The sequence below is a fragment of the Rhizobium sp. WSM4643 genome (assembly GCF_025152745.1).
Lineage (GTDB): Bacteria > Pseudomonadota > Alphaproteobacteria > Rhizobiales > Rhizobiaceae > Rhizobium > Rhizobium leguminosarum_I.
Genome location: NZ_CP104040.1, coordinates 4,408,550 through 4,430,365, shown reverse-complemented (window position 1 = coordinate 4,430,365; position 21,816 = coordinate 4,408,550). Strand labels below are relative to the sequence as shown.

21 protein-coding genes are annotated in these 21,816 nt (G+C 60.4%); 9 read left to right on the top strand and 12 right to left on the bottom strand.

The genetic code is table 11. The features are described 5' to 3' along the window. Positions 1-191 precede the first annotated feature (191 nt). Complete coding sequence (locus N1937_RS21825; protein ID WP_162114980.1) at positions 192-2,078, top strand: MFS transporter; 1,887 nt, start codon at positions 192-194, stop codon at positions 2,076-2,078. Between the two features lie 7 nt (positions 2,079-2,085). Here N1937_RS21825 and lpxE read toward each other — a convergent pair whose 3' ends face one another. Beyond that, positions 2,086-2,865 (bottom strand): lipid A 1-phosphatase LpxE, encoded by a 780-nt coding sequence (gene lpxE, locus N1937_RS21820; RefSeq protein WP_260056951.1) that lies wholly within the window; start codon positions 2,863-2,865, stop codon positions 2,086-2,088. A 263-nt stretch (positions 2,866-3,128) separates the two neighbouring features. Next, entirely contained in the window at positions 3,129-4,241 is a 1,113-nt protein-coding gene (gene leuB, locus N1937_RS21815; RefSeq protein ID WP_162114982.1) for a 3-isopropylmalate dehydrogenase, read from the bottom strand. A 170-nt stretch (positions 4,242-4,411) separates the two neighbouring features. Between leuB and N1937_RS21810 the strand changes: the two genes are divergently transcribed. Next, on the top strand, positions 4,412-5,344 hold the full coding sequence (locus tag N1937_RS21810) for a pyridoxal-phosphate dependent enzyme (RefSeq protein ID WP_260056950.1): 933 nt from the start codon (positions 4,412-4,414) through the stop codon (positions 5,342-5,344). 61 nt (positions 5,345-5,405) lie between these two features. Here N1937_RS21810 and leuD read toward each other — a convergent pair whose 3' ends face one another. The 3 genes from leuD to N1937_RS21795 all read right to left on the bottom strand — a co-directional run bounded on the left by leuD (position 5,406) and on the right by N1937_RS21795 (position 6,915). Further along, positions 5,406-6,014 carry a 3-isopropylmalate dehydratase small subunit gene (leuD, locus tag N1937_RS21805; RefSeq protein ID WP_130675953.1) on the bottom strand — a complete coding sequence of 203 codons (609 nt, stop codon included), beginning with the start codon at positions 6,012-6,014 and terminating at the stop codon, positions 5,406-5,408. Positions 6,015-6,148: 134 nt separating this feature from the next. Then, positions 6,149-6,571 (bottom strand): VOC family protein, encoded by a 423-nt coding sequence (locus N1937_RS21800; protein ID WP_260056949.1) that lies wholly within the window; start codon positions 6,569-6,571, stop codon positions 6,149-6,151. A gap of 110 nt (positions 6,572-6,681) precedes the next feature. After that, on the bottom strand, positions 6,682-6,915 hold the full coding sequence (locus tag N1937_RS21795; RefSeq protein ID WP_162114985.1) for a hypothetical protein: 234 nt from the start codon (positions 6,913-6,915) through the stop codon (positions 6,682-6,684). A 138-nt stretch (positions 6,916-7,053) separates the two neighbouring features. On the opposite strand from N1937_RS21795, the gene N1937_RS21790 reads away from it, so the two are divergent. Both N1937_RS21790 and N1937_RS21785 read left to right on the top strand, forming a co-directional pair. After that, positions 7,054-7,974 carry an HpcH/HpaI aldolase/citrate lyase family protein gene (locus N1937_RS21790; protein WP_260056948.1) on the top strand — a complete coding sequence of 307 codons (921 nt, stop codon included), beginning with the start codon at positions 7,054-7,056 and terminating at the stop codon, positions 7,972-7,974. Beyond that, entirely contained in the window at positions 7,974-8,180 is a 207-nt protein-coding gene (locus N1937_RS21785; protein WP_017966045.1) for a DUF1737 domain-containing protein, read from the top strand. The genes N1937_RS21790 and N1937_RS21785 overlap by 1 nt, the downstream gene beginning before the upstream one ends. 104 nt (positions 8,181-8,284) lie before the next feature. Here N1937_RS21785 and N1937_RS21780 read toward each other — a convergent pair whose 3' ends face one another. Continuing rightward, positions 8,285-8,722: a metallopeptidase family protein gene (locus N1937_RS21780; protein ID WP_003589582.1), complete on the bottom strand. Its 438-nt coding sequence runs from the start codon at positions 8,720-8,722 to the stop codon at positions 8,285-8,287. A gap of 161 nt (positions 8,723-8,883) precedes the next feature. Here N1937_RS21780 and N1937_RS21775 point away from each other — a divergent pair, with 161 nt between their 5' ends. From N1937_RS21775 to bfr, 5 genes are all read left to right on the top strand, one after another. Beyond that, a complete protein-coding gene (locus N1937_RS21775; protein ID WP_017966046.1) occupies positions 8,884-9,828 on the top strand; it encodes an ImuA family protein in 945 nt (314 codons plus the stop codon). A 40-nt stretch (positions 9,829-9,868) separates the two neighbouring features. After that, a complete protein-coding gene (locus tag N1937_RS21770) occupies positions 9,869-11,284 on the top strand; it encodes a Y-family DNA polymerase (protein ID WP_260059005.1) in 1,416 nt (471 codons plus the stop codon). Next, positions 11,281-14,745: an error-prone DNA polymerase gene (locus N1937_RS21765; RefSeq protein WP_260056947.1), complete on the top strand. Its 3,465-nt coding sequence runs from the start codon at positions 11,281-11,283 to the stop codon at positions 14,743-14,745. The genes N1937_RS21770 and N1937_RS21765 overlap by 4 nt, the downstream gene beginning before the upstream one ends. A gap of 136 nt (positions 14,746-14,881) precedes the next feature. Beyond that, positions 14,882-15,280, top strand: a complete 399-nt coding sequence (locus tag N1937_RS21760; RefSeq protein ID WP_260056946.1) for a (2Fe-2S)-binding protein — start codon at positions 14,882-14,884, stop codon at positions 15,278-15,280. Continuing rightward, positions 15,246-15,731, top strand: coding sequence for a bacterioferritin (gene bfr / locus N1937_RS21755; RefSeq protein ID WP_017966050.1), 486 nt, complete (start codon positions 15,246-15,248; stop codon positions 15,729-15,731). Before N1937_RS21760 ends, bfr begins: the two co-directional genes overlap by 35 nt. A gap of 87 nt (positions 15,732-15,818) precedes the next feature. On the opposite strand, the gene N1937_RS21750 is transcribed toward bfr, so the two are convergent. The 6 genes from N1937_RS21750 to rsfS all read right to left on the bottom strand — a co-directional run bounded on the left by N1937_RS21750 (position 15,819) and on the right by rsfS (position 21,608). Continuing rightward, entirely contained in the window at positions 15,819-16,352 is a 534-nt protein-coding gene (locus N1937_RS21750) for an RNA pyrophosphohydrolase (RefSeq protein WP_260056945.1), read from the bottom strand. A gap of 37 nt (positions 16,353-16,389) precedes the next feature. Further along, positions 16,390-17,586: a divergent polysaccharide deacetylase family protein gene (locus tag N1937_RS21745; RefSeq protein WP_260056944.1), complete on the bottom strand. Its 1,197-nt coding sequence runs from the start codon at positions 17,584-17,586 to the stop codon at positions 16,390-16,392. Positions 17,587-17,662: 76 nt separating this feature from the next. Next, positions 17,663-18,985 carry a S41 family peptidase gene (locus N1937_RS21740; RefSeq protein WP_017966053.1) on the bottom strand — a complete coding sequence of 441 codons (1,323 nt, stop codon included), beginning with the start codon at positions 18,983-18,985 and terminating at the stop codon, positions 17,663-17,665. Then, on the bottom strand, positions 18,975-20,375 hold the full coding sequence (locus N1937_RS21735; RefSeq protein ID WP_170279949.1) for a murein hydrolase activator EnvC family protein: 1,401 nt from the start codon (positions 20,373-20,375) through the stop codon (positions 18,975-18,977). Before N1937_RS21735 ends, N1937_RS21740 begins: the two co-directional genes overlap by 11 nt. A gap of 188 nt (positions 20,376-20,563) precedes the next feature. Continuing rightward, a complete protein-coding gene (rlmH, locus tag N1937_RS21730; protein ID WP_260056943.1) occupies positions 20,564-21,046 on the bottom strand; it encodes a 23S rRNA (pseudouridine(1915)-N(3))-methyltransferase RlmH in 483 nt (160 codons plus the stop codon). Positions 21,047-21,164: 118 nt separating this feature from the next. Beyond that, a complete protein-coding gene (rsfS, locus tag N1937_RS21725) occupies positions 21,165-21,608 on the bottom strand; it encodes a ribosome silencing factor (protein WP_260056942.1) in 444 nt (147 codons plus the stop codon). Positions 21,609-21,816 lie beyond the last annotated feature (208 nt).

Below are 21,816 nucleotides of genomic sequence, written 5' to 3'. Positions count from 1 at the left end.
GGCGTCACGGCGGTGGCGAGCTTGATGCGCATGACAAAGCGTGGCGCCATTAGACTAAAGTCATAATCCCAAAGCATCTCTCTTTTTGATCTGTGGTTTCTGGCACACTCTCGTCAGGCGTGTCGTGGCCAGGGGTATGCTTTGAGGAAAGTAGGCCGCGCGCGTGCTCATCACTCTGTGGAGGACAGACAATGGCAAATGTCGCAAGCGTCGACGGCGCGAAGGCCGGTCCGATGACCGGCGAGGAGAAGAAGGTCATCTTCGCATCTTCGCTCGGCACCGTTTTCGAATGGTACGATTTCTATCTCTATGGTTCGCTCGCCACCTATATCGGCGCGACCTATTTCACCCAATATCCTGAGGCAACGCGCAACATCTTCACGCTGCTTGCCTTTGCCGCCGGCTTCCTGGTACGCCCCTTCGGCGCGCTGGTGTTTGGCCGTCTCGGCGATCTCGTCGGGCGCAAATACACCTTCCTGGTGACGATCATGATCATGGGTCTGTCGACCTTCCTCGTCGGCGTCCTGCCGGGCGCCGCCACGATCGGCATCGCCGCCCCGATCATCCTGATTGGGCTGCGCCTGCTCCAGGGTCTGGCGCTGGGTGGTGAATATGGCGGTGCGGCGACCTATGTCGCCGAACATGCGCCGAACGGGCGCCGCGGCTACTTCACCTCGTGGATCCAGACAACGGCGACGCTTGGCCTGTTCCTGTCGCTGATCGTCATCGTCTTTGTGCAATATCTGATGGGTGCGGCTCAGTTTGCCGCCTGGGGCTGGCGCATTCCGTTCCTGGTCTCGGTCGTCCTGCTCGGCGTTTCGGTCTGGATCCGCTTGAAGATGAACGAATCGCCGGCGTTCCAGCGGATGAAGGCGGAAGGCAAAGGCTCCAAGGCGCCGCTGACCGAGGCCTTCGGGACGTGGAAAAATGCCAAGATCGCGATCATCGCGCTGCTCGGCGCCACCATGGGCCAGGCAGTCGTCTGGTACGGCGGCCAGTTCTATGCGTTGTTCTTCCTGCAGAACGTGCTGAAGGTGGATCTGTTCTCGGCCAATGTCATGGTCGCCATCGCACTTCTCCTCGGCACGCCGTTCTTCGTCATCTTCGGCGGCCTCTCCGACAAGATCGGCCGCAAGCCGATCATCATGGCAGGTCTTCTCATCGCGGCGGTGACCTATAATCCGCTGTTCAAGGCGATGACCTGGACGGCGAACCCGGCGCTTGCCGAAGCGCAGGCTTCGATTCGGGCAACGGTGACGGCTGATCCGGCCGATTGCCGGTTCCAGTTCAACCCGACCGGTACGGCCAAGTTCACCAGCTCCTGCGACGTGGCAACGGCGTTCCTGACGAAAAATTCGGTGCCTTACGATGTCGTGCCCGGTACCGCCGGGCAGCCGGCAACGGTGAAGGTCGGCAACGCGACGATCCCAAGCTTCGACGTCGTCGCTGCCGGCGACAAGGCCAAGAGCATGACCGCCGCCTTCGAAAAGGGTGTCAACATCGCGCTCCACGATGCCGGCTACCCGCTGAACCGCGGCGCCGTCAAAGTGCCGGATGCCAAGCTCGATGCCTTTATCGCAGCCAATCCGGAACTGTCGCTCAATGCCGATGCCGTGCGCGCCGGCGAGAAGGAAACCGTGCCGGCGGCCAAGCTGGTCGAGACCAAGCTGCTGACCGCGGATGAGGCCAATGGCGTCACCGACATGGCGGTCTATAACATCGCCAACGGCGGTAGCTTCGCCATGGTCGCCGATCCCAACCGCGTCAACTGGGTCGGCACGATTGCCGTGCTGTTCGTCCTCGTCCTCTATGTGACGATGGTCTACGGCCCGATCGCCGCTCTGCTGGTCGAGCTCTTCCCGACCCGCATCCGCTATACCGGCATGTCGCTGCCCTATCACATCGGCAATGGCTGGTTCGGCGGCCTGCTGCCGGCGACGGCCTTCGCGATGAGCGCTGCCGCAGGCGATATCTACTACGGTCTCTGGTACCCGATTGTTTTTGCGACGATCACGCTGGTGATCGGCCTGATCTTCCTGCCGGAAACGAAGAACAGGGATATCCACGCAATGGATTGAGAGGCGCTCAGCGCTCAAGAAAAGAAGCCCGGCGCTCACAAGGCGCCGGGTTTTTTCGCGTCGGGAAAAGGCGCTTGGCGAGCGGCCAGCCATCCGGCGCCAGCTTGAAGAGCAGGCCACAGCGCGCAAAGACGATCGCCGTCAGCAGCGAGAACCAGGCGCCGAAGGCAAGGCCGGCGATGACGTCGCTCGGATAATGGGCGCCGACCATGACACGTGTCATGCCGAGCCAGATCGCGCAGACGATGAAGGCAACGCGATAGCGTGGAAACAGCAGTGCGAAGGCGGCGAAGAAGGCGCCGACCGTGGTGGAATGGCCGGACGGGAAACTTTCGAAAGCGGCATGGCCTGAGAAGGGCGTGAAGGAAAAGATGCCGTAGTCGTGGAAATGGTCGGGACGCGCCCTGCCGATCGCCCGCTTCAGCAGATTGGCGAGCAGGCCTGAGAAGACGACCGTGGTGAAGAGATAGGCGCCGATCCAGCTGACATACAGCGCCTGCGCCTTGGAGCGCGCCGTCTTGACAAGCTTGTAGCCTGCCCGACCCTGAAAGAACAGCAGGATGCTGATGTAGATCAGCCAGGCGGAATCACCGAAGCCGGTCAGCATCTCGCCGAGGTGCTTCACCGGTGCAGGAGCCTCGCTGGCGCCGATCGGCGCGTCGAAGAGCAGCATGGAAAGGATCACGGCATTGAGCGTGAGGAAGAGGCAGGCCTGCCAGCGCAAAGGCGGCATGCCGGCACTGCTCCGGCGCCAGCGCCTGTTCAGGGAAGCCCAAAATGCCCGCATTCCGTCGTCCGTTCGAATTTGCCCTAAAGTGCCACGACGCGCTAAGGACGCTCTATTATTTTGAATTGGCGCATAATCCATTGGAAGATCGCTTCCAATGCCGAGGTTATGCGCCCGTTAAAATCCGGCGCAAAAATACACGAGATTGTGGCCGAGGATAGTCGGTTTGGGATAATTCGACCAAGCCGATGCGGTTCGCGGCCTTGAGAAAAAAGCCCTCCGCAAGAATGCTGCGAAGGGCCGGAACTGTTTCACGTGAAATATCAGGCAGAAAGCGTCTTGAATTCGGCGAGGATCGTATCGCCCATCTCGACGGTGCCGACCTGTCTTGCGCCGTCGGCCATGATGTCGCCGGTGCGGATGCCCTTGTCGAGCACGTTGGCGATCGCCTTTTCCAGATCGTCGGCTTCCTTCACCAGATTGAAGGAGTAACGCAGGCACATGGCGAATGAGGCGATCATGGCGATCGGATTGGCGATGCCCTTGCCGGCAATGTCGGGGGCCGAGCCATGCACCGGCTCGTAGAGCGCCTTGCGCTTGCCGGTCTTGCCGTCAGGCGCGCCGAGCGAGGCCGACGGCAGCATGCCGAGCGAGCCGGTCAGCATGGCGGCGACGTCGGAGAGCATGTCACCGAAGAGGTTGTCGGTGACGATGACGTCGAACTGCTTCGGCTGGCGCACCAGCTGCATGCCGCCGGCATCGGCCAGCATGTGTTCGAGCTGGACGTCGGAATATTTTGCCTTGTGCGTCTCGGTCACCACCTGGTTCCAGAGCACGCCCGACTTCATGACGTTGCGCTTTTCCATGGAGCAGACGCGATTCTGCCGCGTGCGGGCCATTTCGAAGGCGACGCCGGCGATGCGCTCGATCTCGTAGGTATCGTAAACCTGCGTGTCGATGCCGCGCTTCTGGCCGTTGCCGAGGTCGATGATCTCCTTCGGCTCGCCGAAATAGACGCCGCCGGTCAGCTCGCGGATGATCAGAATGTCAAGACCTTCGACCAGCTCCGGCTTCAGCGACGAGGCCGCAGCAAGGGCCGGATAGCAGATGGCGGGGCGCAGGTTTGCGAAGAGCTGCAGATCCTTGCGCAGGCGCAGCAGGCCAGCTTCCGGGCGCACTTCGTAAGGCACGCTATCCCATTTCGGGCCACCGACGGCGCCGAAGAGAACGGCATCGGCGGCAAGCGCCTTCCGCATGTCGGCTTCCGAGATCGCCGCACCATGCGCATCATAGGCGCAGCCGCCGACAAGGCCTTCGTCGGTGACGAAACCGGCATTCATCGCCTCGTTCATATAGGCGATGATCTTGCGAACCTCGCCCATGGCCTCGGGACCGATGCCGTCACCCGGCAGCAGGAAAAGATTGCGCGCTGTCATGAAACCCTCCTGGGAAAAACAAGTTGCGGTTTCTTAGACCCCGGAAATGGGCATTTCAAGCGACAGAAGCGGTGAATCGGTACGCATCGCTCTGAGCAGCGATGATTGCTCCTGCGCCCGCAAACGGATTAGAAAGGCGGCTCCACCTTTATTTCCCTGGATGGTTCCCCATGCCTTTCGTACCTCTCCATCTCGACACGCCCTTGGTTCAGACAGCACCTGGCCATAGCGCCAGCGGCAAACCGCTCTGGCTGAAGCTTGATGCGCTGCAGCCTTCCGGCAGCTTCAAGCTGCGCGGTGTCGGCCGGCTTTGCCAGTACGAGGTGGAAAATGGCGCGCGCGAGATCTTCTGTGCTTCTGGCGGTAATGCCGGCATTGCGGCGGCTTATGCCGGCCGGGCGCTCGATGTGCCGGTCACGATCGTCGTGCCGGAGACGACGGCGGCCGATGTACGCCAGACGATTGCCGCAACGGGCGCCAATGTCCTCGTTCATGGTTCGGTTTTCGACGAGGCCAATGCCCATGCAGTCGAACTCGCCCGAAGCCGCAAGGCAACCTATGTGCACCCCTTCGACCATCCGCTTCTGTGGGATGGCCATGCCACGCTAATCGACGAGGTGGTGGCGAAGGGGGCAAAATTCGATTGCGTCGTCACCAGCGTCGGCGGTGGCGGGCTGCTTGCCGGCATTGTCGAGGGCTTGAAGCGAAACGGGCTTTTCGATGTGCCTGTTATCGCCGTCGAAACGGAAGGGGCGGCTTCGCTGAACGCCAGTCTCAGGGCGAATGAGCGCATCACCCTTCCCGCCATTACTTCGATTGCCAATTCGCTCGGCGCGCGGCAAGTGGCGCAGCATGTCTTCGACCTGCCGAAGCAGCATCCGATTGAAAGTGTTGTCGTCAGCGACGCCGATGCCGTTGCCGCCTGCCTGAAATTTGCCGATGCGCAGCGCATTCTGGTCGAGCCGGCTTGCGGCGCGGCCCTTGCCGTTGCCGATGTGCATGCCGGACTGCTTCAGCGCTTCGACCATCCGCTTATCGAAGTCTGCGGCGGCATCGGTGTGTCGCTCGAAAAACTCAGGGGCTGGAAAGAAAAATTTCTTTGACCCACACCAAAGAAAAAGCCGGGCAAATGCCCGGCTTGATCGGTAATCGATTGGATTGGGCTCAGGCTGCCCAGGGGTGCGAAGCGGCATTCTTCTTTTCGAAGTTGTCGATCGCCTTGCCTTTTTCCAGCGTCAGGCCGATATCGTCGAGACCGTTCAGCAGGCAGTGGCGCTTGAATTCGTCGAGATCGAACTTGATCAAGCCACCATCGGGACCGGTGATCTCGAGGTTTTCGAGGTCGACGGTGAGGATGGCGTTGGAGCCGCGCGAGGCGTCGTCCATCAGCTTGTCGAGATCTTCCTGGCTGACCTTGATCGGCAGAATGCCGTTCTTGAAACAGTTGTTGTAGAAGATGTCGGCGAAGCTGGTCGAGATGACGCAGCGGATGCCGAAATCGAGCAGCGCCCAGGGGGCGTGCTCGCGCGAGGAGCCGCAGCCGAAATTGTCGCCGGCAACGAGGATCTTGGCATCGCGGTAGGCCGGCTTGTTCAGCACGAAATCCGGGTTTTCTGAGCCGTCCTCATTGTAGCGGGCTTCCGCGAAGAGGCCGGTGCCGAGGCCGGTGCGCTTGATCGTCTTCAGATAATCCTTCGGAATGATCATGTCGGTGTCGACGTTGACGACCGGCAGCGGCGCTGCAACGCCCGTGAGCTTCACGAATTTATCCATGATCCATGCTCCATTTCAGCAAATCTACTTTCTGAATTTGCATCTAGTCCAGTTTTTCGCCGAAATGAAGGAGAATCTTTTCACAGACGGCGGCCACGCGACGTTTCGCGCGATCCGCCGATTGAGCCTGTCCCTTATTTGGACGGCGCATTCAGGCCCCAGAGGACGCCGAACGGATCACGAAGCTGGCCGTAGCGGTCGCCCCAGAACATCAGTTCGACCGGCATGACGATTTCGGCGCCGGCAGCCACGGCACGGTTCCACCAGAAATCGATATCGTCGACCACCAGCTGAATGGCGAAGCCTTCATGGCCTTTGAAGGGATGACCGTGTTCGGGATAGGCATCCGACAGCATAAGGGAGCTGCCGTTGATGTAAAGATGCACATGCATCGTTCGGCCGCTTTCGTCGACCGGCACGAGATAGGCCTCTTCGGCGCCGAAGGCCTTCTTGTAGAATTCCGCAGCTTTCACTGCGCCGTCGATCGTCAGATAGGGCAGCAGGCCATTCTTGACCGGTGGCATCTTGGTCGGGTTGCTCTCTGTCGTCGTATCCATGCTTGTCCTCCATTCGTTTCTAAAGCGCCGGCTGAATGCCTGGCTGCTTCAAAGACGTAACATGGACGCGCGATGCGACAGTGTCGGCCAAATTTTCAGCGAAAAGATGATCAGAGATCGATGATCGTGCCGCGGCCGTCGTTCCACACCCGCATTTCGCGATGGCCGTTATTTGCCTTGGCACGAACCGGAGCGGGCTTCATCTTCATCGAAAGCGCACGTCCGACCATGAGCACGGTCAGGATGCCGCCGACGGCGAGCGTCACCGAAAAGGTGAGAAGCAGCATGGCCACAAACACAGTGGCGCCGGCAAGCATGAGGAAGATGGAGCGAATGTTCTGCATGGTTAGAGACCTTTCTTCGGAAAGGAATGTGGTCCTTCTTTTTCCTCTCTGCAAGGCAAGCATGGCTTTTTGTTGTTCTGCTCGATGTTCTGGGGTGGGCTGCTTGCTTCGGCTTTCAAAGCTTGGCACTAATTCGCCATGAGCCGAAACCCCACGACCCGCTCCGCCCGCCTGCGCCGTTCGGTGTTGAGTGTGCCTGCCATCAATCCCCGCGCCCTCGAAAAAACTCATGCGGTCGATTGCGATGCCGTGATCTTCGATCTCGAGGATTCCGTGGCGCCGGAAAGAAAGGCGGAAGCGCGGGAAAATCTGAGGAATTTCTTTTCGGCTCGGCCGCTGGAAGGCAAGGAACGGATCATCCGCATCAATGACCTGTCGACCAATTTCGGTCTGGCGGACATGGAACTGGCAATCGCGCTCAATCCCGACGCCGTGCTGCTGCCGAAGGTCGACCAACCGCAGGATGTCATGGCGCTCAGTGACCTTCTCTCCGAGGCCGAAGCACCGGAAGATCTGCGCATCTGGGCGATGATCGAGACACCGCGTGGCATCCTGAATGCGGCTGTTATCGCCGAAGCCGGACGCACGCCGGGCTCGCGGCTCGATTGTCTCGTTGTCGGGCTCAACGACCTACGCAAGGAAACCGGTGTGCTTCCACAACCGGGGAGGAGCTATCTCGTGCCGTGGCTGATGCAGGTCGTCCTTGCGGTCAGCGCCTATGGGCTCGATGCGATCGACAGCGTCTTCAACGATTTCAGGGACGAACAGGGTTTCGATGCCGAATGCCTGCAGGGCCGGGCCATGGGTTTTGCCGGCAAGATGCTGATCCATCCGGCGCAGATCGAGCCCGCCAACCGCCATTTCGGCCCCGATCCGGCGGCGATTGCAGAAGCGGAGGCGATCATATCAGCCTTTGCCGACCCCGCTTCCGATGGGCTGAACGTCATCAATGCAGGCGGGCGGATGATCGAGCGGCTGCATCTTGCCCAAGCGGAAAGTCTGGTCCATAAAGCCCGCCTGATCGCAGCCCGCCAGATTGCAGCACGAAAGATGATGTAATGAAACTTTACCGCTTCCTGACCGGTCCCGACGATGCTTCCTTTTGCCACAAGGTCACCGCCGTCCTCAACAAGGGCTGGTCGCTGGAGGGCTCGCCGACCTATGCTTTCAATGCCGCGACCGGCGCGATGCAATGCGGCCAGGCCGTCGTCAAGCATGTCGAAGGCAAGGATTACGATCCTGAGATGAAGCTCTCAGAGCAGTGAGGTTTTAGCGCATAACCCCGAAAATCGTAATCGATTTTTGGACAGGATTATGCGTGATTGAAAGTGATAGAGCGCCCTTAGCACGTCCTTGGACGCGCGGCGCTCTATCGTTCGGCGGCTTCCTCGGCGCTTGCCTCGATGCGCTCCATGTCATCGTCGCTTAGGCCGAAATGGTGACCGATCTCGTGGATCAGGACGTGGGTGATGATATCGCCGAGCGTCTCGTCGTTCTCAGCCCAGTAGTCGAGGATGGGGCGGCGGTAGAGGCGGATGCGGTTCGGCATCTCGCCGGTTTCCAGCGTGAAACGTTCGGAAATGCCCCTGCCCTCGAAAAGGCCGAGCAGATCGAAAGGGGTTTCCAGCGCCATGTCCTCGAAAACGTCGTCATCGGGGAAATCTTCAATCTCGATCGTGAGGTTGGTCGTCAGCTGGCGAAATTCATCCGGCAAATGGCTATAGGCCTCCATCGCCAGCGACTCGAAGGTGCTGATCGTCGGCGCATGGCGGTCCCGCCAATCATCGCTCTGGTCTATGCGGGCCATGAATATTCCTTCCTTTGCGGGCCCATATAGAACCTTTATCGCCGATTTTCGAGTGCGGAATCAAAGGCAGGAATAAATTCATAGAAAATGGCCGTTGACTCTTCATTAGCTCTCTGGAATCTATAAGAACATAACAGGAACAAGACGAATTGGAGAACGCCATGGCGCAGCACGCCCTGGCGCGCGAGCGGCTTTTTGCGCTCCGCGAAACCATCGCCAGACTGGAGGGAAGGCTCGCGCCGGCGCTTGCCGCGGCGGAGCAGGAAGCCTTGGCGGCAGGAGGTCAGACACCCAGGAGACGCATTCTGCCGCCCTTGGCGTTTGGGGTTGAATTTCTCGACAGCGCGCTGGAAGGCGGGTTGCCGCTCGATGCGATCACCGAATTCCGCTCGGCTCTGTCTCGCGATGCCGGTGCGGCAAGCGGGCTGGCGATGGCTGTTGCCGCGCGGCTGCAGAAACAGGAAGCGGATGCCGGCAGGCTTATGCCGTTGCTCTGGATCGGCGATGCCGTCGGCACGCTGGAGGCCGGTCGTCCCTATGCACCAGGGCTTCGGGATTTCGGGTTGAGCCCGGAGCGGTTTCTCCATGCCGCGCCGCGCAAGCTGGATGAGGCGCTCTGGCTGGCGGAGGTGGCGGTGGAAAGCGCTGCCTTCTCGGCCGTCATCTTCGAAGTGCGAGGCAATCCCGCCCATTTTGGCCTGACCGAAAGCCGCAGGCTCAGTCTCAGGGCGCATGCTGCCCGCCGTCCGCTATTCCTTGTCCGCCAGGCCGGAGCAGAGGAGGCAAGCAGTGCGGCCATCCGTCTGCATGTTGAACCAGCCCCGTCCGGTCTGCGGCCGTTGCCGGATGGATCGAAACTTTCCGGCAGCATCGGCAATCCGATTTTCCGTCTTACGCTGGAGAAGAGCCGCAATCCGGCCCCGCTCTCCTTTCTTCTGGAGTGGAATCCCCATGACCGCCAATTTCTCCCTGTCGCCGAACCAAACCTCGTTCGTCCTCCAGGCGAACAGTCAGCGCATTCTGGCGCTCAGCTTCCCGCATCTGCCAACGGACCGGATCGCCCGCAAGCGATGGGGGCTCTCCTGGCGTTCGAAAGGGCGTCCTGAAACGCCGCCTATCGTCTGTTCCGGCAAGCTCAACAATGCCATGCGGCTGACGGCACTGGACGAGTTGGCCGAAAGGTTGGGGCTGAGGAAGGAGCTGGGCGTTGCCGAAGCGCGCGCCATGTACCCCATGCTCGAGGTGGCGGAAGAGGATCTGGCGGCCGACCGCCGGTTGCTGGAGGCCATTGCCGACTGGTGCGACCGCTATACGCCGCTGGTGGCGTTCGACGGCAAGGACGGTCTGTTTCTCGACATTAGCGGCTGCGCCCATCTCTTCGGCGGTGAAAAGGCGCTTCTCAAGGATGTGCTGTCGCGGCTTTTCCATATGGGATTCGATGCCCGCGGCGCGGTTTCATCGTCATCAGGCCTTTCCTGGGCCGCGTCCCGCTTCGGGCAAGGCGGCGTGATCGGGGACGAGGAGGCGGAACATGTGCTGATGTCCTTGCCGGTCGCAGCCTTGCGGCTGGAAGGACAAACCGTCGCTGCCCTGAACAAGATCGGTCTGAAATATATCGGCGACGTCATCGATGCACCGCGCGCGCCGCTGACCCGCCGGTTCGGCCCGGAGCTGCTTCTGCGTCTCGACCAGGCGCTGGGACGTGAAGAGGAGCCGGTCTCGCCCCGGCGTCCTGTTGCCAGCCTCTCGGCCGAAAGCCGCCTGATCGAGCCCATCGGGACGGAAGAGCAGATCCTTGCCGTCACCAGGCAGGTCGCCCTATTGCTGCAGCCGTCGCTGGAGGCGCGGGGGGCTGGCGGGCGGGTGTTCGAACTGGTCCTGTTCCGCGTCGACGGCAGGGTCTTTCGCATCTCCGTCGGCGCTTCGCAGCCGCTTCGCGAACCAAAGTTCATCGCCGGGCTTTTTTCCGAGCGATTGCAGGCGGTCTATGATGATCTCGATGCCGGCTATGGCTTCGAGATCCTGCGGTTGAATGTGTTGCGGCATGATCCCTTCAGCGAGGCGCAGGGTGATTTCGAAGGCGACCGGCAGGGAGAGATCTCGCTTTCGGCCTTCGTCGACCGGGTCTCGGCCCGGCTGGGTGCGGATTGCCTGCAAAGCTTCCAGCTTCGCGAGAGCCATGTTCCGGAACGCGCCGTCATCACGATTCCTGTGATGGAGAGCCTTCCCAGGCGGAAGGCGGAGCAGGACATCCAGCTTCCTTTCCGCGAAGAGCGTCCGCTGCGGCTGTTTGCAACGCCGGAGCCCGTCGAGACCATACTTGCCGAAGTGCCCGACGGTCCGCCGCAGATCTTTCGCTGGCGGCGTATGCAGCATCAGGTGGCAAGAAGCGAAGGGCCGGAACGGATTGCCATGGAATGGTGGATCGATGGAAATGACGCCGAGGCGCGTGACTATTTCCGCATCGAGGATGAGACCGGACATCGCTTCTGGATCTATCGGCGCGGCTTCTATGGTCAGGAGCTTGATCCTCGCTGGTTCATGCATGGTGTGTTCGCATGACAACCACGCGCGCATTCTTTGAGATCGGCACAAGGACAAATTTCTCGTTTCTTGAAGGCGCCTCCAGCCCGGAAGAGATGGTCGTGCAGGCCGCTTACCTGAAACTCGGCGGCCTCGGGATTGCGGACCGGAATTCGGTTGCAGGCGTCGTGCGGGCGCATGCCCAGGCGGAGCAGCTTGAGGAGAGATACAAGAACAGGGATGAGATTCTGGTCCAGGCTGAGAAGGAAGGAAAAATGGAGGTCATCCTCGATCCTATCCGGGTTCAACCGGGCGCCCGTCTCGTCTTTTCCGACGGAACGCCTGATATCCTCGCCTATCCCCGCAGCCGGCGAGGCTGGGCGAACCTTTGCCGCCTTCTCAGCGCCGGCAATCTGAAGGAGGAGGCGATCAAGGGAAGCTGCATTCTGACGGAAGCGGAGCTCATGAAATGGGGGGACGAGATGATGCTTGCCCTCGTTCCCGATCGCACCCTTGTCGGTCATCAGGCGGGTCAGTCGACGCTGGAAGATTATCTGGAACGGTTTCGCAGACGCTTCCGCAAGGCTTTTTTTATGGCGCTGGCGCCAGCCTATGACGGTCGCGACAGGCAGGTCTTTGCGGTGATTGCCATGCTTGCTGCCGGAAATCGCGTGCCGCTGATTGCGACCAACCAACCACTTTACCACCATCCCGAACGCCGGCCGCTTTCGGATGTCGTGATCGCGATCCGGGAGCATGTGCAGATAGCGCAAGCCGGATTCCTGCTGGCGCCGAATGCCGAACGCTACCTCAAGGATTCACGTGAAATGGTCCGGATCTTCCGGGACTATCCCGATGCGATCGAAAATGCGCAGGTATTTTTCGACAGGCTGACCTTTTCGCTGAAGGAACTGGAGCACAATTATCCGCCTGAAAACGATCCCGGCGAAACACCGCAGGAAACTCTCGAAAGGCTGACGAGAGCAGGAGCGACAAAACGTTATCCTGATGGCATTCCTGAGAAAGTTGCAAAGCAGATCGATTACGAACTGAAGCTTATCAGTGATAAGAATTACGCCTCTTATTTCCTGACGGTGCACAGGATCATCCAGCACGCCCGCTATGAACTCAAGGTCTTGTGCCAAGGGCGCGGATCGGCGGCAAATTCGGTCATCTGCTATTGTCTTGAGATAACGGAGGTCGATCCCGAAAAGAGCACGCTGCTGTTCGATCGCTTCATTTCGATGGATCGCGACGAACCGCCGGATATCGATGTCGATTTCGAGCATGACCGACGCGAAGAGGTCATTCAGTTCATCTACAAAAAATACAAAAGAGAACATGCCGGACTGACGGCGGGGGTGACCACCTACCGCACCCGTTCGGCCGGCCGCGAGGTCGCCAAGGCCTTCGGGCTGTCGGAGGATGTCCAGTCGGCGATCAGCAGCCTCGTCTGGGGGTGGTCGGAGGACAATCTCTCTGAACGCGACGCCAAGGCGGCGGGTCTCGACGTCAAGGATCCGGTGACCCAGAACGTGCTGAAATATGCCTCCGAGCTTCTCGGCTTCCCGCGCCACCTCACCCAGCATGTCGGCGGCTTCGTCATTACGCGGGACCGGCTCGACGAGGTGGTGCCGATCATGAAGACGGCGATGCCGGATCGCTACATGATCGAATGGGACAAGGACGATCTCGACAACGTCAAGATCCTCAAGGTGGATGTGCTGGCGCTCGGCATGTTGACCTGCCTGCGGAAGGCCTTTTCGCTGCTGGAGCTGCATTACGATGTGAAGAAGACGCTCGCAGACCTTGGCCACAAGGAGCACGGGGACGAAGGTGAGCCGGTCTACGAGATGATGGGGCGAGCCGACACGCTCGGCGTCTTCCAGATCGAAAGCCGGGCGCAGATGAGCATGCTGCCGCGTCTTAAGCCGAAGGTGTTCTACGATCTCGTCATCGAGGTGGCGATCGTGCGGCCAGGTCCGATCCAGGGCGACATGGTGCATCCCTATCTGAAACGCCGGGAGCAGCGGGCCAAGAACATTCCGATCAAATATCCGAGCAAAGAGCTGGAAACGGTTCTGGAAAGAACCCTCGGCGTGCCCTTGTTCCAGGAACAGGCCATGCAGATCGCCATTACCGCCGCAGGCTTCAAACCGGCGGAAGCCGATAAGCTTCGCAGAGCGATGGCAACATTCAAAAGAACAGGTACGATCGGTAACTTCGAAAAGCGGTTCATCGAGGGAATGGTCGCAAAGGACTATGATCCGGAGTTCGCGCAACAGTGTTTCAACCAGATCAAAGGCTTCGGTGAATACGGTTTTCCGGAAAGCCATGCCGCCTCCTTTGCGCTGCTCGTCTATGCCTCCTCATGGCTCAAGGCCTATTATCCCGACGTCTTCTGCGCGGCGATGCTGAATTCCCAACCGATGGGCTTTTATGCGCCGGCGCAGCTGGTGCGGGATGCACGCGAGCACGGGGTAAAGATCCTGCCGGTCGACATCAATGCATCGAACTGGGAGTGCGGTCTGGAAGAGGCTGCCTTCGATCGGAATGCCATCGATTTCCGGCATGACAAGATGCGCGAGATCATCAAGACCCGGCATGCGGTGCGGCTGGGCTTCCGGCAGATCAAGGGTCTCTCGACAGACGATATGGAACGGCTCGTCGACAATCGAGGCAAAGGCTACAGTTCGGTGCGCGATCTCTGGCTGCGGTCCGGCCTGCAAAAATCCGTCATCGAGCGACTGGCGGATGCCGATGCGTTCCAGTCCCTCAAACTGTCACGACGCGACGCACTCTGGGCGGTGCGGGCGCTGGATGTGAAAAGCGCGACCGAGGAGCTGCCGCTTTTCGAGCAGGTCCGTCATGTCGATCTCCAGGCCGAGCCTGCGACGAAGCTGCCGGACATGCTGCCGGGCGAACAGGTGATCGAGGATTACCGTTATCTCTCCCTGTCGCTCAAGGCGCATCCGGTTTCCTTCCTGCGGGAGGAACTTCAGAAAATGGGCATCACGCGCAATGTCGATCTTCTGACAGTACCGAACGGAAAGAGGGTGACAGTTGCTGGATTGGTGCTGGTGCGGCAGCGTCCAGGTTCGGCCAAAGGGGTGATCTTCATGACGCTGGAGGACGAAACCGGGGTCGCCAATGCCATCGTCTGGAGCAAAGTATTCGATAAATACCGGGCGATCGTCATGGGTGCCCGGCTGGTGAAAATCCGCGGCAGGGTGCAAAGCCAGAGCGGGGTGATCCATACCGTCGTCGAGCATATCGAGGATATGACGCCGGCGCTCGGTATCCTGCAACGCGAGGCCCGGCGTTTCGGCGTCTGCGAGCGATCGGACGAGGTACTGAAGCCGGGTATCGATCAGCGGCAGAGAAAGCTCGCGCAGGTACGAGAGAGGGCGGAGTTGGAAAAGCGGATGGCTGCCGCAAGCGGCCATGCGGTTGTGGCGGAAACAGCCCAAGTCATGCCGCGGGGACGGAATTTCCATTAAAGAGTGATGCTAAAAAACGCCACGCGCTTTCGGACGACGTTGTGCTGTATGCCTTTGATCTAGATAGAAATTCGGATTTCAGGCCAATTCTTCAAAAGCTATCCGCCTCCGGAGTGCCCTTCGGCCGCCCGACTGAATGACACGCGACTCAAATTTTTTCTTGACAGCCACCATCTTCTTTAGCAGAAAACACGATAGTCAGTGTCATGTTTGGAATGAAGACGTGCTTGTCTGCAGCTGCAATTATATAACCGATAAGGAAATCCGGGAGGTTATCACCAACCTTCTCGATGAAGATTGTTGGCAGCTTATTGTGCCTGCGAAGGTCTACCACGCCATGGAAAAACGCGGCCGCTGCTGCGGCTGTTTTCCCAACGTCGTCGACATCATTATCCAGACGACCGAGGAATATCACGCCCGTCGTCACTCGACGGAGACCGAAATATTTGATTTCATGTCCCGCTTGAAACAATTCCATGAGGAAAACAGGAGAGCGGACATTGAAAGGCGACAAAAAGGTCATCGAGCGGCTTAACGAGGCGTTGTTCCTCGAGCTCGGGGCAGTCAACCAATATTGGGTTCACTATCGTCTTCTTGAGGACTGGGGTTACACCAAGCTCGCCAAGAAGGAGCGCGCCGAATCCATCGAAGAGATGCATCACGCCGATAGGCTTGTCGCCCGCATCATTTTCCTTGAAGGCCATCCCAATCTGCAGACCCTTGCACCTCTACGCATCGGCCAAAACGTCAAGGAAGTTCTGGAAGCCGATCTTGCCGGCGAGTACGACGCCCGCACGGCCTACAAGAAGTCGCGCGATATCTGTCATGACGCCGGCGACTACGTTTCCATGAAACTTTTCGAGGAGCTGCTGGCGGACGAGGAAGGTCATATCGACTTCCTCGAAACACAGATCGACCTGCTCGAGAAAATCGGCGAGAGCAAATACGGCCAGCTCAACGCCGATTCCGCCAACGAAGCCGAATAAGGTTCGAACGGGATGCCGGCCGCTCATGGCGGCCGGAGATCCTATTCCCGCCGCCGCGCGCATACGGCGGCAGTCACCCCGCCGTGATCAGTCTTCCGATTGAAGTGTTTCCAAATGCTGGAACTCGGCCACCACCTGGTCGTAGACGGCGCGCTTGAAGGGCACGATCAGCGCCGGCAGTTGCTGCATCGGCTTCCATTCCCAAGCATCGAATTCCGGTTCATGGCCGCCAGGCGGCGGGTTGATGGCGATCTCGCTGTCGTCGCCGTCGAAGCGGAAGGCGAACCAGCGCTGCGTCTGGCCGCGAAATTTCCCCCTGAGCCCGATGCCGATCAGTGCCGGTGGCAGATCATAATTGATCCAGTCTCTCGCTTCGGCAAGCAGGGTCACCGTCCTCATGCCGGTCTCTTCGTAGAGTTCGCGGTAGGCGGCGTCCAATGGATCCTCGCCCTTGTCGATGCCCCCCTGCGGCATCTGCCAGAGCTGCGGCGAGCCGTCATATTCGGAATTGCCATCGGGGATGCGCCGCCCGGCCCAGACGAGGCCATCGCGGTTCAGGATCATCACCCCGACGCAGGGGCGGTAGGGCAGATCCTCGGCTTTCACGCTCGCCTTGTTCATCTTCTTCTCCGTTTTGGGATTCTTCTCAGGGAAGCTCTCAAGGTTTCCGGGGGTCGTTGGAAAGGGCGGCAACGCCGACGATCTCGACGCCGCGCATCGCCGCCTCCTCGCTCCATTTGGCGATGGCGTCAACGCTCTCATCGAAAGCCGAGGCGATGCCGATCGCCTGGCCATTCTTGCGGGCGATGCGCTCGAGCTCGTCAAGCTTCTTCAGGACGGCGTTGATATCAAGCTGGCCGTCGAGCTGCAGGTCGGCGAAGGCATAGGGCAGTTCGGTTCCCTTGGCGATCGCCGCCGTCTTCGACTGTGCCGAGGTGCCGTCGTCGAGAAACAGCAACCCGCGCTTGCCGATGTCTCGCATGACAGGTTCCATGGCGGCGGGATCAGACAGGAAACGGCCGCCGAGATAATTCATGACGCCGGTATAATTGGTGATCTCACCCATCGCCTTGTGCAGGTTTTCGATGTTGCGGGCGGCCGATTTCGTAGTCAACAGCGTTTCGGGGCCCGGATCGTTTGCCGGATAATCAAAGGGTTCGAGCGGCACCTGCAGAAGGATCTCGTGACCGCCGCGGCGGGCTTCCTGCATCCAGCGCTGCAGGCTGTTGCCGCTTGCGGCAAAAGCGAAGGTGATCTCCTCCGGCAGCTGCGCGATGGCGCGCTGCGTTCCGGTCTGGCTGAGCCCGAGGCCACTGACGACGATGGCGATACGGACGCCGCGCGCGCCGGACGAGGGACGCGCATATTGATCCATCGGCCGCCGGCCATCGGGGCCGACGATCGGCAGCCTGCCAAAAGGCGTCTCTTCGAGCAGCGCTTCATTGGGCTGGGTCGCGATGCGCGGATCCTGGCCGATCTGCATGGCGTCGACCAGCACCGGCCCGCCGCCGTCGCGCGGGCGGGGGCTGAATTTGGTGACAACCGAGCCGTCGCCCGTGACCATCTGCTCGACATTGGCGCCCGAGCGCGGGTCGGCGCGGGGCATACCGTCGCCCGCTTTGTCCGCGGTGGCCATCGGCGGCTGAGGGCTATTGGAAGGGGCCGTTGCGGCTTGTTCGGCCGCCGGTGGCTTGATGCGTTCGAGCTCATTGCCGCGAAACGCCGTATAGAGGGAAAAGCCGCCTATGGCGAAAAGGCAAAGACTGGCGGCGATGCGGCCCAGGCGCAGAACACCCGGACGCTTGCGGCCGGTTTTGCGGTTGCGGCCCAGAGGCGTATGCAGGTCCGTTCCCAATTTTTCGCCCGCTCCAAAACCGGGAAACAGCAGAAAGGCTCAAGGCCGGGCGAGGTGCCCGGCCTTGAGCGATCGATTACTTGGCGACGACGGCCTTGTCTGGGTTCGGCGGGAAGGCCGGATCGGTCTTCTTACCGCGCAGAAGGTCGAGCGCGTAGTTCAGCTGAACGTCGTCCTTCGGATCCGGCGGTACGTAGGCAATGGAGCCCGAACCTTCGTCGGTTTCGCTCTGGCCCTTGATGTGGCCGCGCAGGCTGGATTCACCTTCGGTCACCATCTTGCCCTGCAGTTCCTGCGGCAGCGGCTCCTCGACCTTGATGTCGGGAGTGATGCCGGTACCCTGGATCGAGCGGCCCGACGGCGTGTAATAGAGCGCCGTGGTCAGGCGCAGCGCGCCGTTTTCGCCGAGCGGGATGATCGTCTGGACGGAACCCTTGCCGAAGGAGCGCGTGCCGAGAACGGTGGCACGGCGCAGATCCTGAAGAGCGCCGGCGACGATTTCCGATGCGGAAGCCGAACCGCCGTTGATCAGCACGATCACCGGCTTGCCATCCGTCAGGTCGCCCGGGCCGGCATTGAAGCGGCGTGTTTCATCCGGGTTGCGGCCACGGGTCGAAACAACTTCGCCGCGCTGCAGCAGGGCATCGGAGACGTTGATCGCCTGGTCGAGCAAACCGCCCGGATTGAGGCGCAGGTCGAGAACATAACCCTTCAGCTTGTCGGCCGGAACGGTTTCCTTGATCTTCTTGATCGCCTTTTCCATGTCAGGATAGGTCTTCTCGGTGAAGGAGATGATGCGGAGATAACCGACATCGTCCTCGACACGCGACTTGACTGCCTGGACGGCAACGACGTCACGGACGATCGTCAGCTCGATCGGCTTGTCGGCACCCTTGCGGATCAGCGTCAGCTTGATCGGCGTGTTGACGGCGCCACGCATCTTCTCGACGGCGTCTTCCAGCTTCAGGCCGCGCACGGACTGGCCGTCGATTTCGGAGATATAGTCGCCGGCAAGAACGCCGGCCTTGGCGGCGGGCGTGTCGTCGATCGGGGTGATGACCTTGACGAGTTCGTCTTCCATCGTGACTTCGATGCCGAGGCCGCCGAACTCACCCTTGGTCTGGGTGCGCATGTCCTCGGCGTCCTTCGAATTCATGTAACTCGAATGCGGATCGAGCGAGGAGAGCATGCCGTTGATGGCGTTCTCGATCAGCTTGTCTTCCGCAGGCGGCGTCACATATTGCGCACGCACACGTTCGAAGACATCTCCGAAAACCGAAAGTTCCTTGTAAGTCGAGGATCCGGCCGCTTCTGCCGGCACACCCGCCGAGTAAATGACGCTCATTGCGGTCGCACCCATCAATGCGCCGACCAGAACAAGAGAAGCCCTACGAATCATTGCGTGCCTTTCCAGTGTCTTTGGCGGTCCACCACGGCCGGGAATCGACCGGTTTACCGTCCTTTCGAAATTCAATGTAAAGCGTTGGCCGGTTCGTTTCCAGCGCCAATGCAGTTGCGCTTGCCACTCTTTTCGCGCCCATCACGGCAAGTGGCTCGCCGGAGAAAACGAATTTTCCCTGGCGGGTATTGATCGTATCCATTCCCGAGAGAACCAGATGGTATCCATCGCCCGCGTCGAGGATGATCATCTGGCCGTAACTGCGGAATGCGCCGGCGAAAACCACCAGACCATCCGCAGGCGCCGTCACCACCGTCTCTGGATTGGTGGCGACCGTCATTCCCATGGCTTCATGCCCGGTGCCATCGGCATCGCCGAACTGGCGCAGGATATCGCCCGTAACGGGCACCTCCAATTTCGCCTTCAATTCTCCGAAGGGATATGCGGGCGCAATGCGGTTTTTATCGGGCACGCCGCTGTCGGCGAGTGCCTTGGCCTGGGCGCGCTGCTCGTCCGTCAGCAGCTTGCGGTTCTCCTCCGCCTGGCGGGCGGCAGCGGCGGCATCCCGCACCGAAGCGATCTCGGATTCCATCGAGGCGACGAGGCCTTCGAGGCTGGTCGCCTTGCCTGCCAGTTCCTCGGAATGCTTCCTTTCGGCCCCGAGCTCGGCAGCGTTGCTGCGGCTGAGCTTGTCGTTTTCGGCAAGCAGCAGATCCATGCGCCGCTCTTCCTCGATGCCGTTGGTCATCGTCGCCGTCAGCGATGTCTTCTCGGCGGCGCTTGCGGTCTGCAATGCGGCGAGGCTTGCGAGGTCTGCAGCAAGCTTGTCGGTCTCCTTGCGGATGCCGGGCACGACGGCGCCGAGCAGAATGGCGCTGCGCACGGAGGCAAGCGCATCGTCGGGGGTAACGAGCAAAGCGGGCGGCGGGTTGCGGCCCATGCGCTGGAGCGCTGCCAGCACCTCGGCCAGCAGGCCGCGCCGCTCGTGCAGAGAACGGCGGATGCCATCTTCCTTGACACCGAGATCGGCAAGCTTGTTCTCGCTTTCGAGGAGCTGCTTTTCGAGTGCCTTGCGGCGGGCGGCGGAATCGATCAGTGCCTGGCGGATGCTTTCCGTGCTCTTTTCGAGATCGGCGATGCTCTGCTGAAGCGCGCTCACCTTGTCGGTGGAAAGGCTGATCGTCTTCGACAGGGTTTCGAGTTCGGCACGAGTCTGATCACGTTTGGCGGCAAGTTCGGCGGCTGGATCGGGTGGCGCCAGCCCGGCTGCCGGCTGCGGTGCAGATTGTGTCGCCTCGGGCGCGGCATCTTGCGCCCGGACGATGAACGGATCTGCAGACACGACGATCACCGCCACAGCGGCGCCGGCCGCGATAGCCGGTAGGATCATGCGGTGTCGCCTGATGGATGCTCTCGTCATGCGTGTTGGGGCACTTTCTCAAATCGCGCGGAGACTAAGCTGATTTGGTGCACTTTGCCAGAAAGTTCGAAGGAGAACGGGTGGCCAGGCAAACACGGCTGCGTGACATTGCGACGCATTGCCGGGGTATCGGGCCGACGAATCAGGCCGACACGGCATCAGACGCGGTGATAGGGGTGGCCGGACAGGATGGTAACGGCGCGATAGAGCTGTTCGGCGATCAGCGTGCGCACGAGTTGGTGCGGCCAGGTCATCTTGCCAAGGCACAGCGTGGCGTCGGCACGATCGTACAGGGAGGGATCGAGTCCGTCGGCGCCGCCGATCGCGATGGTCAGTTCGCGTTTGCCCTGGTCGCGATAGGAGCCGAGCAGGTTTGCGAAGGCTTCGCTGTCGAGCGCCTTACCGCGTTCATCGAGAAGAATGAGGATACTGCCATCTGCAAGCGATTTCAGAAGCATCGCCGCCTCTTCGCGCTTGCGGGTCTCCGCATTGGAGGCACGGCTTTCGGCGACTTCGGCAACACGGGTCAGTTCGAGGCCGACGGCAGGGCCGGCCTTGGCGAAACGATCGAAATAACGGGCGGCAAGATCCTTTTCCGGGCCGGGCTTCAGCCGTCCCACCGCAAAAAGACCTATTCGCATTCATCGGCTCCCGCTCATGCGACACTTCGGGCGCACACTGCACCAGCGGCCGGCTTGTGATGTTTGCCGGCCAGCCAATGCCACGTCTCAGGCGCCGGACAGAATGCCGGCTCGCCCGTCAGTGCCGTGTTTCTTCATCCATATCCGGAGCCGCCCACATCTTTTCGATGTTGTAGAACTCGCGGATTTCGGGACGGAACACATGCACGATAATGTCACCGGTGTCGATCAGGACCCAATCGCCGCCTTCCTGACCTTCGACGCGGGCCGTACCGAGGCCGTCGTCCTTAAGGTCGGTGAGCAGGTGATCCGAGATCGCCATGACATGCCTGTTCGAGCGGCCGGAGACGACGATCATGTAGTCTCCCAGGGCCGATTTTCCGGCAATGTCGATGGTAACGATATCTTCAGCTTTGGAGCCCTCGAGGCTGGCGAGGACGGTTTCTAGGGCGCGGGCGGCGGCATCGGCGCCACGTTCCGCACTCTTCGGGATAACGGCAAACGTTTTTCCCTTGGCGTGTACTGTTGTCAGTGCTTTCCCTTTCCTGGAATGACAAACCATGCACAACACAGATCCGATCGCGACCGGATATGGTTAAGATAGGCATCAAACCATTAATGTTTCAAGACATGCTAAGGTACGGAACGGCCGAAAACCCGATCTGCCGTTCGAATTGAAGCATTTGGCTGCTCGGGGCGGCCTCGTGCGGGCGGTGTACAGTTTCCATGCCGCAGCGTAAAGTGCGGCAAATTCCACGATCTTCCGATTC